Source organism: Paenibacillus mesotrionivorans (assembly GCF_046098205.1).
Taxonomy (GTDB): Bacteria; Bacillota; Bacilli; order Paenibacillales; family NBRC-103111; genus Paenibacillus_AR; species Paenibacillus_AR mesotrionivorans.
This window is the reverse complement of sequence record NZ_JBJURJ010000013.1, coordinates 102,160-116,333: the sequence shown is the minus strand read 5'-3', so window position 1 is coordinate 116,333 and position 14,174 is coordinate 102,160. Positions and strand designations below refer to the sequence as shown.

Sequence of the window (14,174 nt, the reverse complement as noted above, 5' to 3'; positions counted from 1 at the left end):
AACCTTATATATATCTGCCCTAGCTCCAGGGGTGCCGCTGTTTGTGATGGCTAAGAAAAGCCAGAAGGTTAGGACGCTGCTCGGCATTGAGTTTGCCCCCAAGAAAATAAACATCCGGATCATTTCCTTGATCGGTTTGATCACCGCCATTTTGTCCGTTTGTTTTGCTGTTGCCCACGGGCTGATCAGCATCGGGTACGCGGTGATCGGGTTAATGCCTGCGGCACAAGCCACGCGGGAGTTTTGGAGCCTTAACATTCTCATCTGGGCACTTCTTCTGTTCGTCGTGAAAAGGTTTCTGTGGGCGAAGCTGCCTTTTGGCAACCGCTTTATCAGCAGGGGGGAAATCGTTCAGGGGGCTGCTGTGACAGTTGTCATCGCGGCGGTCATCATGGGCGGGATGGTGGTGGCTTACCTGTTGGCTTTTGTTCTGTACGCAATTTTTATGGGCCAAAGCGTACCGGAGGACGGCCCCCCGTTTTTCCATCTTCTCTGGCGTTACTCTGGGGTTTTGATTTTCTTGCTGCTTCGCCAATATCTCAAGCATTCCAATTTTACCGGCAATATCTATCTGCTGTCTGAGGTGATGGACTCGCTGGAGAAGATCTCGAAGGGGGATTTCAGCGTCCGGCTGAATGACAGGCTGAAAGAAAAGGGGCCGTTTGCCAAGCTGGTCAAGGGTGTCAACGAAATGGCCTTGAACCTGGAGCAGACAGAGAATATGAGACAGGAGTTTATTTCCAACGTCTCCCATGAAATCCAGTCTCCCCTTGCTTCTATTAAGGGTTTCGCCTACGTCCTCCAGAACGATGAGTTAACGCCCGAGGAACGAAAGCATTTCCTGAGCATTATCGAAACGGAAACCGGCCGGTTGTCCCGATTGAGTGAAAACCTGCTGAGGCTTGCCGCGTTGGAGGCCGACAGCGTTACATTCGAACCGAAGCCCTACCGGCTGGATAAACAGCTCCGGACTTTAATTCTGAGCTGTGAACCCCAATGGAGCCAAAAAAAGCTTAAGGTGGATGCTTTACTGGACAGTATCACGGTCACGGCGGATGAGGATATGATGAGTCAGGTATGGATGAACCTCATTCACAACAGCATCAAGTTCACACCGGAGGGCGGCAGTATTCAGGTGGTTTTACAAGGACACGGGAAGACCGTGGAATGCAGGATTTCCGATACGGGTGTTGGAATTGATGAGGAAACGCTGAAGCATATTTTTGAGCGGTTTTATAAAGCGGATCAAGCAAGGGAACGCTCCAAAAATGGAAGCGGTCTGGGGCTTGCCATCGTAAAGAAAATTGTGGAAGCACACAGCGGCAAAATCACGGTGCAAAGCGGGATGGGAGAGGGAACGGTCTTTACGGTAACCTTGTCCGCATAGTGCAGCGTAAATAAAAGAAAGACATCTCTCCAAAAATGGGAAGATGTCTTCTTTGAGTTTTGGGGTTAAATATTGCGGATCAGCCAGGTATATGCCCAACGCCACAGCGTCATAAACAGCAGGACGAAAAAGAAAGCCACCAGTCCGAAGGTCCAGCTGGGAGGTTTGTCTCCCGCCAGCCAGCGCAGTATCAGAGCCGCGGGTACGGCGATCACGGCGTTCACAAGGGTGTAGCCGAAGGCCTGGAGCATGGTGGAGTATGCTTTGCTGCGGTAAGCTCCTGTCAGAAGCCCTGCCAGAATCCACCCTACAATAAAGGGCAGGGTAATCATCCAAATTTCCGCAAAGCCGGAATCCATCTGGTGCTCCATGGTGCCGAAGAAGGTAAACAAAAGCAGTGCCAGTATATCCCCCACACCCAGCAGTAAGGCGCCGAAGATAAAATACTGGTTTTCAAAACGTTTCGTCATGGTTCTCTGTCTCCTACGCGTTATTACAACTCACTTCGAACCATTATACCATAAATTGCGCCGGGTCCAATACCTTCATCCGAATTCAGGATTCTGAGGCAGACGGGGAAAAGGAGATGCGGAATTCAACCCCCCCGGCAATATTGCGCGCCAAAAGCTGTGCATGATGGAGACTGGCAACACGCTGAACGATGGTCAGGCCCAGCCCGAATTGGCCTCCGGGTCCGCTGCCGAAGGCGCTGAATTCCTGCCCGGCCACTTGGGGTGGCAGGGGAGGGCCGTCATTTCCCAGAACCAGCAGGGTTGGCCCCTCCGTCCGGATTAGCACCCGGGTTTGAGCATATCTGATTTGGTTATCCAGCAGGTTCTCCACGGCGGTTGTCCACTGCTCCTCATCCCCAACCACGCTCAGCGGCTCCATAACGGCTTCATAGACCAGCTCAGGCCGCTTCCAACGGAGCTTCTCCAGCACAGCTCCGACTGTCTGGTCCAAACGGAAGGTTTGGTGCCGCTTCGCCTCCGCCGCCACATAATCGAGCTTCGTGAGATAGAGGAGCTTGTGGACCAGCTTCTCCAGCCGCTCCGATTCCTTGCTGATGACATGGACAGAACCCGCCAGGTCACCTTGGGGATAGATGCCGTCCTCTATGGATTGGGCATAGCTCCGGATGATCATAACCGGGGTTTTCAACTCATGGGAGACATGCTGGAGCATCGTTTGCTGGTATTCATCCTGCCGCTTCAGACGATCGCGCATCACTTCAATGGATCCAGCCAGCTGGCCGATTTCGTCTTTGCGCTCCAGTGTGAGAGGTTCTCCCCAGCTGCGGCCTGCAATCCCCCTCACAAACCCGCTTAGCATTACCAGCGGCCGGGATAGTGAACGGGACAGCCATAAGGCCGGCAGCAGGCTGAACAGCAGCACAGCCGCGGACACCCATATCAGCTGCTTCATCATCCCTTTCATCAGGTCATGGTAATACGTATCCCACATATAGGACACTACGGTGAATTGGCGGTTCAGAATCCGGACATGCCGGATGACATAAAAAAGCCGCTCCCCCTCCACATTGATCTGATATCGTCCGGATAAGGCAGTCTGCAGGGCGGAATGTCTGCGCGCGTCCTCCAGCAGGACCGAGGGGATATTGCGCAGCGGGGCTACCTGCCGGCCGCTATCCAACAGCAGGAAAGTTTTCACCGTACGTTTATCCTGCTGTTCAATCTGCCGTTCCGCCATATTCGGGTCGGACAGACCCGCTTCCCCCTTGCGGATTCCGGTTTCCTGCTCACTTTCAATGGACGCGTATATTTCCCGGGAGACATACCGGTTCAGGATCACAGGCATCAGCAGAAAAACCAGCACAAGGATAGCGGTGGTGAGCAGAACCAGCCCCGTCCAGATCTGAAAAGCCAGCGGGCGGTTTTTCATGGCCGCACCAGCCTGTATCCGTGGCCATACAGGGTCTCCAGCCTAAGCCCGGGCAGCTTCCGCCGGACACGCCGGATCAGATCATCCACTACCCGGTCCGATCCGAAATAATCTTCCCCCCAAATTTGCCGGAGCAGCTGCTCACGGGTAAAGGCTTGTCCGGGATGTGAGAACAGCAGGGCGGCCAGGTCAAATTCCTTGGAGGTCAGGTCAATGGGATTTCCTTGGCTGAACAAGGTGCGCCGGGCCACATCCAAGGTGAAAGGGGCCATATGGTATAAGGGGGAAGGCAGCTGTCCGCTTCCGGCATCGCGGTACACTCTCTCCAGAAGCTTCCTGGACCGGATCACCAGCTCTCTCGGCAAAAAGGGCTTGGGCAAATAATCGTCGCTGCCCATCTCCAGCCCCAGAATCCGGTCCAGATCCGCATCCCGGGCCGAAATGAAGATAACAGGGACGGCGGGATCATGCTGCTTGATCTCCTTGATCAGCTGATACCCGTCCACGCCGGGAAGCATAATATCCAAAATCCACAAATGGGGCTTTTCGGGTATGGCTTGCCTGGCTGCTTCCCCGTTGGTGAAAACCTCCACCATCCATCCTTCCCGGGCCAAATAAGCAGCCAGCACCTGGCTCAGGCTGGGTTCATCCTCCGCCAAATATAATAAATAGCTCAACGGCATCCATCTCCGTTCGTCCTGTCCATGGGTTTGGGTTCATCATATAGCAAGCGCCGGACTGCTGCAATGAAAAAAGAGGCTTGCAGTCCTCCGTATGGAAGCTGCAGAGCCTCTTGACAATGCTGACTGCTATTCTGGAGCGGCCGCCGGTTTGGATTATTGCGCCAGTTCGGCTTGCAGCTTGGCCACCAGTTGGCCCAAAGCCGTGTTCTCCCCGCGGGTTTGCTCCAGCAGCTTGGGCAGCACAGTGCTGATCGCCCCGGCATCGCCGGCTTCAATTGCAGCGGTAAAGCTTTGCTGAAGCTCCTTGCGGCCGGTCAGCACGCTGTCCCAATTTTCTGCTTTCAGAGCCTTAAGCCCCCCGAAACTTTCCTTCAGCCCCTTGATTTGGTCCTGGAGCGATTGTTTATCCAGCGTACCTGCCTTGCGCTCCTCGCGCAGCTTCTCCAGCCCGGCGGAAAGCTTTTCCTTCATGGCTGTTTTTTCCTCCGCGGTGGGTTTGATAGCCTTCAGCTCCCCAAGCAGACGGTCCCGTTCCGCAAAGGCCGCTTTCCACTGCTCTGTATCGCCGGGTGTGTATTTTTCCGACAGCAGCGTGTAATACATTTGTTTATTCACACCTAACGAAGCCGACTCCCGGAGCACCTTTTTGGCGTTGCTTGCGGCTGTTTGGGCGGTATTTCCGGCTTTGGAGAGGCTGCTTTGGGCCAGCGGGGGAATAGAGGCATGTCTGGAGAGTGCAGGCCCCCCCTCCTGAGCGGCCAAAGCGGCCACCGGCAGAGCCAAAGCGGATATGCCGAGTACGATCAGGCTTTGTTTCCAGTATTTCATGGTTATCCCTCCTTGAAAGTGGGGGAGGAACTGTCCTCCCCATCCAAGGATTACTTTACCGGAGGAAAACCGCAGGATTGCGGCGGAATGATGTGAAATTGTGGGAAAAGAATAGACGCTGCCGTGGCTATTTGCGCTTGGGCATAAACGGCCACCAATTGCCGCGGCCGAAGAGCTTCACCATGACGGGCACCACAAATTGCAGGAACAACAGCGTGTAGAGGAACAAACCGGCCAAAACCACGGTTGCGATCTGCAAAAGCGACATCACACCGGACGGGTACATGGCGGCGAAGGTGCCGGCCAGAATAATCACGGCGGACACGATGACGGTGCCCATCTTTTTCATGGCGGTGAGAATAGCGGCTTCCGCAGTTTCATCATCCTTATGCTCATTGAACCGGTCCATGAGGAAGATGCTGTAATCTACACCCAACGCCATCAGCATAACAAATCCGAAGAAGGGGATGGCCCAGCTTGTGCCCGTATGGCCCAGAATGCGGACGAAGATCAGCTCGTTTACCGCCAGGGACGAGAAGTAGCAGACCGCCAGGGATGCGATCAGGTAGATGGGCATCACCAGGGAACGCAGCAGGATGATGAGAACCAGCGTGATGCCGATGAGCATCAGCAGCACGGTGCGTTTGTAGTCGGAGCTGGACATGTTGTCCAGGTCATGGTACACCGAGGTAACGCCGCTTATGCCGATTTGGCTGCCCTCCAGAGCCGTGCCCTGAATGGCTTTCTCCGCTGCCTCCCGGATGCCGTCAATCGAGCCCATCGCCTCGGCCTCGTAGGGATTGGTAGCCAGCACCAGCTCGAAGCTGGCCAGCTTCTTATCCGGAGACAGGTAGGTGGCCAGCACATGCTGGAACTGCGGGTTCTGCGCCGCCTCCTTGGGGAAGAACCAGCCGGAGGTTTCCTTGTCCTGGGCGGCGGCCAGCTCGTTCAGATAAGCCTGTGCCGCGGTTAGGCCGGTTTGAACCTGGCCGATGCCGCCTGCGCTTTGGTCCAGGCCGCTGACCAGCTGCTGCAGCTGTCCGCCTACGGAGGAGAAGCCGTTGGCCAGCTCGCCCTGGCCTTGGGCCAGTTGGGTCAGCCCTGCCTGGATGGCGGGCAGGTTAGCTACAGCCTGGCTTTGGCCGTTGGCGGCGGCAGTCAGGCCGGCTTCCAGGCTGCCGGCCCCTTGGCCCACCTGCTTGATGCCGCCGGCGACGCCGGATTGGCCGGCCACAAGCTGGGACAGGCCGGCGTTGGCCGATACCAGGCCGGCCTGGACATTGCTGAGCTGGGCGGTAAGCTGGCCCAGCCCGGCTTCCAGCTCGCCGATCCCCTTGGCGGTCTGGGCCACGGTTTGGCGGACAGCGATGAAGTCGCTGTCCTCGGCCAGGCCCGGGAATTTGCCGTCCAGCGCGGCAAACCGGGCTTCCAGTGAAGCCAGCGCGGCGGCGGAGTCCTTCAGTCCGGCCTGCACGGCATTGTACATGCCGGATAGCTGGCCCAGCCCGTTTTTGGCGGCTTCATAGCCGCTCAGCAGCTGATTGCCGCTGTCTGCCAGCTGCTGGGCGCTTTTCTCCAGAGCAGCGATGCCGTTGGCCAGATCTCCGGCGCCGGTAGCGCCGCTGCGGACACCCTGCTCAATGCGGCTGAGCCCGGCTTGCAGCTCCTCCACGCCGTTTTTCAGCTTGCCTGTGCCATCAACCAGTTGGTTGATGCCGTCTGTAGCCTGCGCCATTTGGGGGGCGGAGCCGCTTAAGGACTTGGAGGCTTCGGCCAGCCCGTTCTTGATGGTTTCCAGCCCTGCGCTGCCCTGTCCCAGTCCGTCGCTGACGGTTTTGGCCTGGCTGGCTACGGCGAATTCCGGCATCTCCTCCCCAAGAGGGCGGGTGAGGCTGCGCACCTTGGCTACACCGGGAGTACGGAGCAGCTCGCGGGAGACCTTTTCGATGACGCCGAAGGCTTCTTCATTATCCATCGTCTTGTCACTTTCCAGTACCACCTTGGTGGTCATGGCTTCCCCGGGACCGAAGCTGTCGGCTACCAGGTTGAAGCCCTTCACGGAATCGTAGTTTTCGCCGATTTCATTCAAGGAATTGAAGGACAGAGTGCCCTTGTAGCTGAGCAAAAGGGGCACAACAATAACCGCTGCCAACAGCAGAGCAGCCCAGGGCTTGCGCAGGGAGAAGCTTCCGGTTGCCGCCCACATGCGGCTTTCGTGATGCTCACTGGACCGTTTGGAGGGCCAGAACAGCCGTCCGCCCAACAGCGCCATGAAGAAGGGCACGATGGTAAACAAGGCAGCCAGCAGCACGGCGACGCCAATGGCTACAGCCGTGGCGGATTGATACAGCTTGAAGCTGGCCAGACCGATGGTGGAGAAACCAACCAAAGCGGCCAATCCGCTGAAAATAACGGTCCGTCCGGCAGTGGAGTAGGTTCTGACAATAGCCTCGTGAACCTGCCCGGGGTTATGGGCCAGCTCCTCTTTAAACCGGCTGAGCAGGAGAATGCAATAGTCCGTACCGATCCCGAACAGCACCGCCACCAAGAAAATCTGCGTAAAGTTGGAAATCGGGAAATTCAGCTGATCCACCAGGAAAGCGACGATGGATTGGCTGGCCAGATAGGTAATCCCCACGGTTACAAGCGGGATCAGAGGGGCAACTACCGAGCGGAATACCAGAACCAGCACGATCAGAATGAAAAAAACAGTGATCAGCTCCGTACGCTGAAGCCCTTTCTCCGAGCTGATGACCACATCCTCATCAATAAGATGCTGGCCGGTCAGATAATGCTCCACGGGCAGCTTCTCCATGGGCTTTTGCAATGCCTCACGGATTTCTGCGGTGTCCCGGCCATTCTGCTTCACATTCACCATGGCGATCATGGTTTTGTTGTCCTTGGCCGCCATCTGGGACTCCAGCTCCTTGCTGTCGAAGGCGGACATGATGCCGGTGATGCCCAGGCTCTGGGCAGAGGACTTCAGCTGGCCCAGAGTGGCGTTGATGGCTTCCTTGTCAGAGGCTGTCAAGCCAGCAGCATTATGGAACACCGCGATAATGGACAGCTCGTCGGGATCCTTGGTCTGATGGCGCTCCTGCATCTCGGCGGCCAATACGGAAGGGTAACCTTCAGGAAGGGCGATCCCGCCCTTTTCCCGGACGAGATTGGCCATGCTGGGAGCTGTCATCAAAAGCGCCACAAGGCCGCCGATCCAAATGGCCATAATGAGCCAACGGCTTTTCAAAATCATTTTCATGACTGTTCTCCTCCATTGTTTACGGAAATAATGTTGCCGATTTTTTCGTAAATCCGGATAAAGGCCTCCGCTTCCTCCTCCTCCAGCTGCTGCAGATAGAATTCCACAAACTGGCGGATTTTTTCCTGAGTGGCGTGATAAACGGTTTGGCCGGCCTCTGTGGTTTCCAGATAGACCACACGCCGATCCACTTCATCACGGATGCGGGTCACATATCCTTTGGTAACCAGCCGGTCGACCATAGCGGTAACCGCGCTCCGGTTGACCCCGCAGGCCTCGGCCAGGCGGGAAGCGGGACAAGGCCCGTGCTTGGACAGGAAACGGACTGCAAAATACTGCTCCATGGTCATTTCCTGCACCAGCTCCGCCACAATGGACCCGATCATCCGGGTGGCGAAGAGATACACGTCCTCGTACCGTGAAATCAGGGCATCAAGCTTTTTGGGCTCCATAATCCATCTCCTAACTCTCCCGACTTAGGTCAGCTTCATTCGGGCTTGACCATTTAATTCAACACGTGAACTATTCACTTGGGTAATTATAAAAAAATGGCCACGCTGCTGTCAACAGGAATCATTAAGGCAAGGGGATGTGTGCAGGGAATGGACAAAGCCGCACAATTGTCCGTCGGAAAGTGGACATTGTCAGATAGGCGGAGGTGGAAGTGGGTCTTTCTATATGTTGTGGTAATAGTTATTTTTTTGTTCTATATGTTGTGTTTCGTGGCAGCGAAAGCCCCGGGCATTCACTATTTCTGAATGTCCACCTTATGAAAGACAAATTACGATAAATGTCCATATCCCGTAAACATCCGAGAAGCTTCCTCTTATATAGCTGGCACTTCGGTCTCTGATTTCTTTATTGTGGCAAAAATAGCTGGTTTTCTCTCTAAAAACGAAAAAAAACAAGCCCGCCTGATCGGTGGGCCGTTTATTGTATGTGTGGAGGTATCAATCTTGGCAGCAGCTTATTCGGGCGCTGTCAGCAGGTGCGGCTGGAGTCGGAGGAACAGCAGGTGTCTGCCTGGTCGGCTCCAATGTCTTGGGAATAGAGCAGGATATTGCCGCGCCTGAGCCAGCCTTGCCCGCTCCAGAACGACTGTCCCAGCTCATTGTCATCCAGCACCATAATGTGGCACTTCATGATGCCTTGGCCGCCCAATGCGTCCAGAGCCGCCAGGACCAGCTGTCTGCCTATGCCCTGCCCGCGGCAGGCGGTGCTGACGGCGAGATGATATAGGAAGCCGCGGCGTCCGTCATGGCCGGCCAGAACCGTACCCTGGACACCGCCGGTATTGTCCTCCGCCACAAAGCTTAGGCCGGGGTTCCGCTCCAGGAACCGGCGGATATTCTCTTCGCTGTCGGAGGCGCTTAGTCCCATGCCGGGAGTACGGCACCATAAATCATACGCCAGATGGTAGTCCTCCATAAGGAAGGGGCGAATTTTCATAGCGGAGGCTCCTTTTTGCTAAGGATGGTCGATAATCAATCAATGTACTCTGGCTGGTAGTCATCCTCCGGCTTGCGGATCCAGCGCTTCAGGTACCCCTGCTCATTCAAGGCCTTGATGGTGATGATGAGCACCGGGGACAGAATCAATCCCGCTACCCCGAACAGGGAGAGGGAAATAATCATAAATGCCAGCATCGTAAAGGCGGACACTCCCAGGGAGTCGCCGGTGATTTTGGGCTCCAGAATCTGCCTGACCAAGAGCACAATGGCGGTAAGGATGGAGATTTTGATCGCCAGCACCGTCTCGCCGACAATCAGCAGGTAAGCGATCCAAGGAAGGAAAAAGGTGGATACACCCAGAAGCGGCAGCACGTCGAAGAAGGCGCACAGCAGGGCCACCGAAAACGCATTACCCACATTAAACAGCAGAAGACCGATGAAGACCAGCACCCCTGTAATGGACACCAGCTTCAGGGTGGATTTTATGTAGGTCACAATCCCACGGAGCACATTTTCCCGGAGAAAATTAAACGCCACCTTGAAGGTGCCCGGGGTATGCTCCCTGGCCATCCGCTTCCAGGTCTCGATCTCCACACTCAGGAAATAGGCCAGAATGGTGCCAATGAAGAAGTTCGCCAGAAAGCTGGTGAAGGAGGTGAACTTGCTCATTAGCCATCCCAGGACAATGGTGGTGAAGGAGGAGATGTATTTGGCCATGGTGGAGACATATTGCACGATCTGGTCCGCCAAGTCGGGAGGCAGATTGTCCCAGCGCTGCTTCAGGTCATTGATATCCTGGTACACCTGATCCTGGAAGGTGGTGCTGAAGGTGGGAATCAGGCCCTTGATATTGTCCAGCTGGGTAATCAGAATGGCGCTGAGCCCTACCAGAATGGCCAGGATAATGATAATGAACAGCAGCAGGGAAATGGCCGTTGCCAGCGACTTCTTAACACCCTTCCGGTTCAGGGAGCGGGCCAGCGGCTCAATGGCGGCGAAGATCAGAAGGGCCCAAAATATCGGTGCGCCAATCTTGTACAGGTAGCTGAACAGGAGCATAAACAGATACACAGTAAAAATCATTAAGGCAATGTCAAATGCCGTTTTATAGTATTTTTTATAAAAGGACATCATGGTCTGGCGGGTTCCCTCCCCGGTTAGTTTGGACAAGCTGACAAACAGGTGTGCGTTACGGCTTCACACCCATCAGGTCCACTTGGCCGCCCACAGCTTCATTTCCTTCAAAATTTGGTGCAGATCCTGACCCTTGGGGGTGAGGCGGTATTCCACCGTAACCGGTACGGTAGGGAATGCGTGGCGCTCCAGCACACCCTGCTCCTCCAGATGCCGCAGCGTGTCGGTTAAAGCCTTGGGGCTGATGCCGGAAACGGTCCGCTGCAGCTCGCCAAAACGCTTGGTTCCGCAGAACAGCTCCCGGAGCACGAGAAATGCCCATTTGCCGCCGATCACGTGTAAGGTCTTTTCGATGGAGCATTCAATCACCGCCGGTTGCTTCGGAATGTAGTTGCTGATATTAGAGCGTGCAGCCTTGGCGAGTTTAGGTTGACACATGTAAACGGCCCTCCTTGTCCGATAAGTAGTAGGATATTTACACCTTACACAATGGAGAGAGCAGAAGCAATACTAACCGGTTCTTTTCCCAAAAAAAGGGCCCCCTCCGCATGGAGAAGGCACTTGAAGATTGAATTTACAGACGGATGGCCTGTCCGGCCGGCTCCGCCAGGCAGTCCCAGTCCTTGAACACCGGCTGGAAGCCGGCCTTATACAGCATCAGCCGGATGTCCTCTACACTGCGGTCATCGGAAATTTCAAATTGCGGTGTGCCTTCCCCGGTGTGGCCGCCCACCTCCGTAGAGACTCCCGCAGACATTTTGGTAATGCCCAGATGCACCAGATGATCCCGCAGCTCCCCGTTTTCCCGGGTGGACAGGGTGATTCCGGCCCGGGGCATAAACAGGCGGTAAGCCAGCAGAATCTGGACCAGGTTCCGGTCCGAAACAAGAGACTGGGGATCATATTCGCCCAGATACGGACGGAACCGGGGGGCGGACAGGCTAATTTCGCAATCCCGGTACTTGTCCTGCAGATAACGGGCGTGCATGCAGGCATGGAAGGCCTCCCGCCGCCACTCGTACATCCCCAGAAGCGCACCGATATTCACATTCCGGAACCCGGCCTGACACGCCCGCTCAGGGGCCTCCAGGCGGTTGCGGTACACCCGTTTGGGGCCTTTGACGTGGATCTGGCTGTATGTCTCCCGGTGGTACACCTCCTGGTATAAGGTGAGCCCGTCCGCACCCGCCTCCACCAGCTGGCGGTATTCCTCGGTACGGAGGGGGAAGATTTCGATGCTCACAGACGGGAAGAACTCCCGCAGGACATGGACACAATCCACCAGGTAGTCCATGGGCGTCGCCTGGCGGGATTCCCCGGTCAGCATAAGCACATGCTTGAGGCCAGTGGCGGCGATGGTTTCAGCTTCCTTCCGCAGCTGGTCCATGGACAGCCGTTTGCGGGGGAATTCAAAGTCGGCGCTGAAGCTGCAATACGTGCATTTGTTGATGCAGAAATCGGACACATACATCGGGGTAAACAGCTGCATGGCGTATCCGAAGTGGGTTCGGGTCAAACGCTGGGCCTTCTGTGCCATTACCTCCAGAAACGGCTCGGCGGCAGGGGAGAGGAGCGCCAGAAGATCCCGCTCCTCTAGCCGGTCCCGGGATAAGGCCCGGCGGACATCCTGCGGGCCCAGCTCTTTCCATAGCTCTTCATAGGGATAATGCTCAAGCCGTTCCAATATGGGGCCAAAGCTCATGGCCGTCACCTCCTAGAATAATTGGTGGGGAATGCTGTCAGGCCCCCAGGAATCCGGTGAGGGGGGAGGAGGCAGAGGCTGCTTCCGTTACAGGACCCAGTCCGGACAGGTAAGCCTGGCGTCCGGCCCGGACGGCGTCGCGGAAGGCCGCCGCCATTCCCATGGGATCGCGGGCGGTGGCAATGGCCGTATTCAGCAGGACGGCGGAGGCCCCCATCTCCATGGCTTCTGCCGCTTCGGAGGGTCTGCCGATGCCGGCATCCACAATAACGGGAATGTCCATTTCCTCAATCAGGATGCCGATGAGCTCCTTGGTTCTAAGCCCTCTGTTGGTCCCGATGGGGGAGCCCAGGGGCATGACGGCAGCCGCTCCGGCATCACGCATCCTGACGGCGGCGGACAGATCGGGGCTCATGTACGGCAGCACCACAAACCCCTCCTCCGCCAGAATTTCCGTCGCTCTCACCGTTTCCGCATTGTCGGGCAAAAGATGCTTCTGGTCCTTGATCACTTCAATTTTGACCCAGTTGCCCATTCCCGCCGCCTTGGCCAGACGGGCGATGCGAACCGCCTCCTCCGCTGTACGGGCTCCGGAGGTATTGGGTAAGAGCACCATTTCCTTGGGAATATGAGTGAGAATATTCTCCTCCTGGGATGAGGGGTCGACCCGCCTCAGGGCAACGGTAATGACCTGTGCGCCGGAATTGGCGACTACCTCGGGAATGAGTGCGTTCCGGCTGTATTTGCCGGTGCCGATGAACAAACGGCTGGACAGGGCCTGGCCTCCGATATGAAACAAATCCTCCATGGATAAAAACCTCCTTATAATGGGTGGAAAAGGACAGGGCGAAAAAAGGGTGTTACCCGCCGCCTACAACTTGAACCATCTCGATGCAGTCGCCTTCGGTCAAAGCAGTGCCGTCATACTGCCGGCTGTTCAGCACAGCTCCATTCAGCTCCACAATCACCATCGCCCGCCGCCATTGCGGCAAGGCCAGCAAGTCGGCCATACTGGAGCAATCCTCGGGAGTGTGGAAGGGTTGGCCGTTAATCATCAGCATCATGGGAGATCACCTCCTTTTAAAGCTGCGTCGCGGTAGTCCCGGGCGGCCTGTGCAGGATCGGCGGCTGCTCCGATGCCGGAGAGCACTGCATAACCGGCTGCCCCGGTACGCAGCAGCCCGGGAATATGGGCGGGCTGGATGCCGCCCAAGGCTATGACAGGATGATTCCCGCTTAGACGGACGGTTTCCTCCAACAGGCGGAGACCTCGGGGAGGGACACCCGGTTTGCTGGCGGAATCATATACATGGCCAAACAGCACATAGTCGGCGCCCTCTGCGAATGCCTCGGCCGCCTCCTGGGGGGTATGTACAGAAACCCCCACCAGCAGATGGGGCCACCGGGTTTTGACCGTGGAGGGGCGCAGGCTGTGCCAGGCCAGCTGGACTCCGCAGGCTCCCACTGCCAGCGCCACATCCACCCGGTCGTTAATCACAAGCTTGCCCGGGGACACGCCACCCTGCAGGAGATGCAGGGCCCAGGATTCCATTTCGCGGGCGGAGGCAGCTTTATTCCGCAGATGGATGTAATCTACCCACGGGGCAGCCTGGGCGGCCGCATGGAGGGAAGCGCCGAAGTTTCTGCCTCCCGTGATCATATGCAGCTTCGGGGAAGTCACCGGAATCACCGCCTTTCTTTTTGGAGTAGGGAAAATAAAAAAACTGTCCCCTGGAAAAGGGACAGTTTGGAATCGGTGGAATCGGCTCGCCGTTGGCGGAGGACGGTGCGCAGCATCCTGAGAGGATGGTGTTGCTGCCGCAGTCGC

At 56.5% G+C, this 14,174-nt stretch carries 14 protein-coding genes; 1 reads left to right on the top strand and 13 read right to left on the bottom strand.

Annotated features, from left to right (window positions below):
• Positions 1 to 46: 46 nt before the first annotated feature.
• Positions 47 to 1,387, top strand: coding sequence for a sensor histidine kinase (locus ACI1P1_RS19430; protein ID WP_416218229.1), 1,341 nt, complete (start codon positions 47 to 49; stop codon positions 1,385 to 1,387).
• Between the two features lie 65 nt (positions 1,388 to 1,452).
• On the opposite strand, the gene ACI1P1_RS19425 is transcribed toward ACI1P1_RS19430, so the two are convergent.
• The 13 genes from ACI1P1_RS19425 to ACI1P1_RS19365 all read right to left on the bottom strand — a co-directional run bounded on the left by ACI1P1_RS19425 (position 1,453) and on the right by ACI1P1_RS19365 (position 14,027).
• Entirely contained in the window at positions 1,453 to 1,857 is a 405-nt protein-coding gene (locus ACI1P1_RS19425; RefSeq protein ID WP_416218106.1) for a DUF3054 domain-containing protein, read from the bottom strand.
• Between the two features lie 85 nt (positions 1,858 to 1,942).
• Positions 1,943 to 3,289, bottom strand: a complete 1,347-nt coding sequence (locus ACI1P1_RS19420) for a sensor histidine kinase (protein ID WP_416218105.1) — start codon at positions 3,287 to 3,289, stop codon at positions 1,943 to 1,945.
• Positions 3,286 to 3,966, bottom strand: coding sequence for a response regulator transcription factor (locus ACI1P1_RS19415; protein WP_416218104.1), 681 nt, complete (start codon positions 3,964 to 3,966; stop codon positions 3,286 to 3,288). The genes ACI1P1_RS19420 and ACI1P1_RS19415 overlap by 4 nt, the downstream gene beginning before the upstream one ends.
• A gap of 159 nt (positions 3,967 to 4,125) precedes the next feature.
• Positions 4,126 to 4,800: a hypothetical protein gene (locus ACI1P1_RS19410; RefSeq protein WP_416218103.1), complete on the bottom strand. Its 675-nt coding sequence runs from the start codon at positions 4,798 to 4,800 to the stop codon at positions 4,126 to 4,128.
• A gap of 127 nt (positions 4,801 to 4,927) precedes the next feature.
• Positions 4,928 to 8,059 (bottom strand): MMPL family transporter, encoded by a 3,132-nt coding sequence (locus tag ACI1P1_RS19405; RefSeq protein ID WP_416218102.1) that lies wholly within the window; start codon positions 8,057 to 8,059, stop codon positions 4,928 to 4,930.
• Positions 8,056 to 8,511: a MarR family winged helix-turn-helix transcriptional regulator gene (locus ACI1P1_RS19400; RefSeq protein WP_416218101.1), complete on the bottom strand. Its 456-nt coding sequence runs from the start codon at positions 8,509 to 8,511 to the stop codon at positions 8,056 to 8,058. Before ACI1P1_RS19400 ends, ACI1P1_RS19405 begins: the two co-directional genes overlap by 4 nt.
• A gap of 529 nt (positions 8,512 to 9,040) precedes the next feature.
• Complete coding sequence (locus tag ACI1P1_RS19395; protein WP_416218100.1) at positions 9,041 to 9,508, bottom strand: GNAT family N-acetyltransferase; 468 nt, start codon at positions 9,506 to 9,508, stop codon at positions 9,041 to 9,043.
• Positions 9,509 to 9,543: 35 nt separating this feature from the next.
• Positions 9,544 to 10,644, bottom strand: a complete 1,101-nt coding sequence (locus ACI1P1_RS19390; protein ID WP_416218099.1) for an AI-2E family transporter — start codon at positions 10,642 to 10,644, stop codon at positions 9,544 to 9,546.
• Between the two features lie 72 nt (positions 10,645 to 10,716).
• Positions 10,717 to 11,082: a winged helix-turn-helix transcriptional regulator gene (locus ACI1P1_RS19385; protein ID WP_416218098.1), complete on the bottom strand. Its 366-nt coding sequence runs from the start codon at positions 11,080 to 11,082 to the stop codon at positions 10,717 to 10,719.
• Positions 11,083 to 11,218: 136 nt separating this feature from the next.
• The gene (thiH, locus tag ACI1P1_RS19380; protein ID WP_416218097.1) at positions 11,219 to 12,346 is read right to left on the bottom strand and encodes a 2-iminoacetate synthase ThiH; all 1,128 of its coding nucleotides are present in this window, start codon (positions 12,344 to 12,346) and stop codon (positions 11,219 to 11,221) included.
• Positions 12,347 to 12,383: 37 nt separating this feature from the next.
• Entirely contained in the window at positions 12,384 to 13,154 is a 771-nt protein-coding gene (locus ACI1P1_RS19375) for a thiazole synthase (RefSeq protein ID WP_416218096.1), read from the bottom strand.
• A 52-nt stretch (positions 13,155 to 13,206) separates the two neighbouring features.
• Positions 13,207 to 13,410: a sulfur carrier protein ThiS gene (gene thiS / locus ACI1P1_RS19370; protein ID WP_416218095.1), complete on the bottom strand. Its 204-nt coding sequence runs from the start codon at positions 13,408 to 13,410 to the stop codon at positions 13,207 to 13,209.
• Complete coding sequence (locus ACI1P1_RS19365) at positions 13,407 to 14,027, bottom strand: thiamine phosphate synthase (protein ID WP_416218094.1); 621 nt, start codon at positions 14,025 to 14,027, stop codon at positions 13,407 to 13,409. Before ACI1P1_RS19365 ends, thiS begins: the two co-directional genes overlap by 4 nt.
• Between the last annotated feature and the right edge of the window lie 147 nt (positions 14,028 to 14,174).

Excerpts from the sequence above, each read along its gene's own strand:
- ACI1P1_RS19375 (WP_416218096.1), bottom strand. The coding sequence starts at position 13,154 with ATGGAGGATTTGTTTCATATCGGAGGCCAGGCCCTGTCCAGCCGTTTG.
- ACI1P1_RS19385 (WP_416218098.1), bottom strand. The coding sequence starts at position 11,082 with ATGTGTCAACCTAAACTCGCCAAGGCTGCACGCTCTAATATCAGCAAC.
- ACI1P1_RS19420 (WP_416218105.1), bottom strand. The coding sequence starts at position 3,289 with ATGAAAAACCGCCCGCTGGCTTTTCAGATCTGGACGGGGCTGGTTCTG.
- ACI1P1_RS19395 (WP_416218100.1), bottom strand. The coding sequence starts at position 9,508 with ATGAAAATTCGCCCCTTCCTTATGGAGGACTACCATCTGGCGTATGAT.
- ACI1P1_RS19425 (WP_416218106.1), bottom strand. The coding sequence starts at position 1,857 with ATGACGAAACGTTTTGAAAACCAGTATTTTATCTTCGGCGCCTTACTG.
- ACI1P1_RS19410 (WP_416218103.1), bottom strand. The coding sequence starts at position 4,800 with ATGAAATACTGGAAACAAAGCCTGATCGTACTCGGCATATCCGCTTTG.
- ACI1P1_RS19400 (WP_416218101.1), bottom strand. The coding sequence starts at position 8,511 with ATGGAGCCCAAAAAGCTTGATGCCCTGATTTCACGGTACGAGGACGTG.
- ACI1P1_RS19405 (WP_416218102.1), bottom strand. The coding sequence starts at position 8,059 with ATGAAAATGATTTTGAAAAGCCGTTGGCTCATTATGGCCATTTGGATC.
- thiS (WP_416218095.1), bottom strand. The coding sequence starts at position 13,410 with ATGATGCTGATGATTAACGGCCAACCCTTCCACACTCCCGAGGATTGC.
- ACI1P1_RS19390 (WP_416218099.1), bottom strand. The coding sequence starts at position 10,644 with ATGATGTCCTTTTATAAAAAATACTATAAAACGGCATTTGACATTGCC.
- thiH (WP_416218097.1), bottom strand. The coding sequence starts at position 12,346 with ATGAGCTTTGGCCCCATATTGGAACGGCTTGAGCATTATCCCTATGAA.
- ACI1P1_RS19430 (WP_416218229.1), top strand. The coding sequence starts at position 47 with ATGGCTAAGAAAAGCCAGAAGGTTAGGACGCTGCTCGGCATTGAGTTT.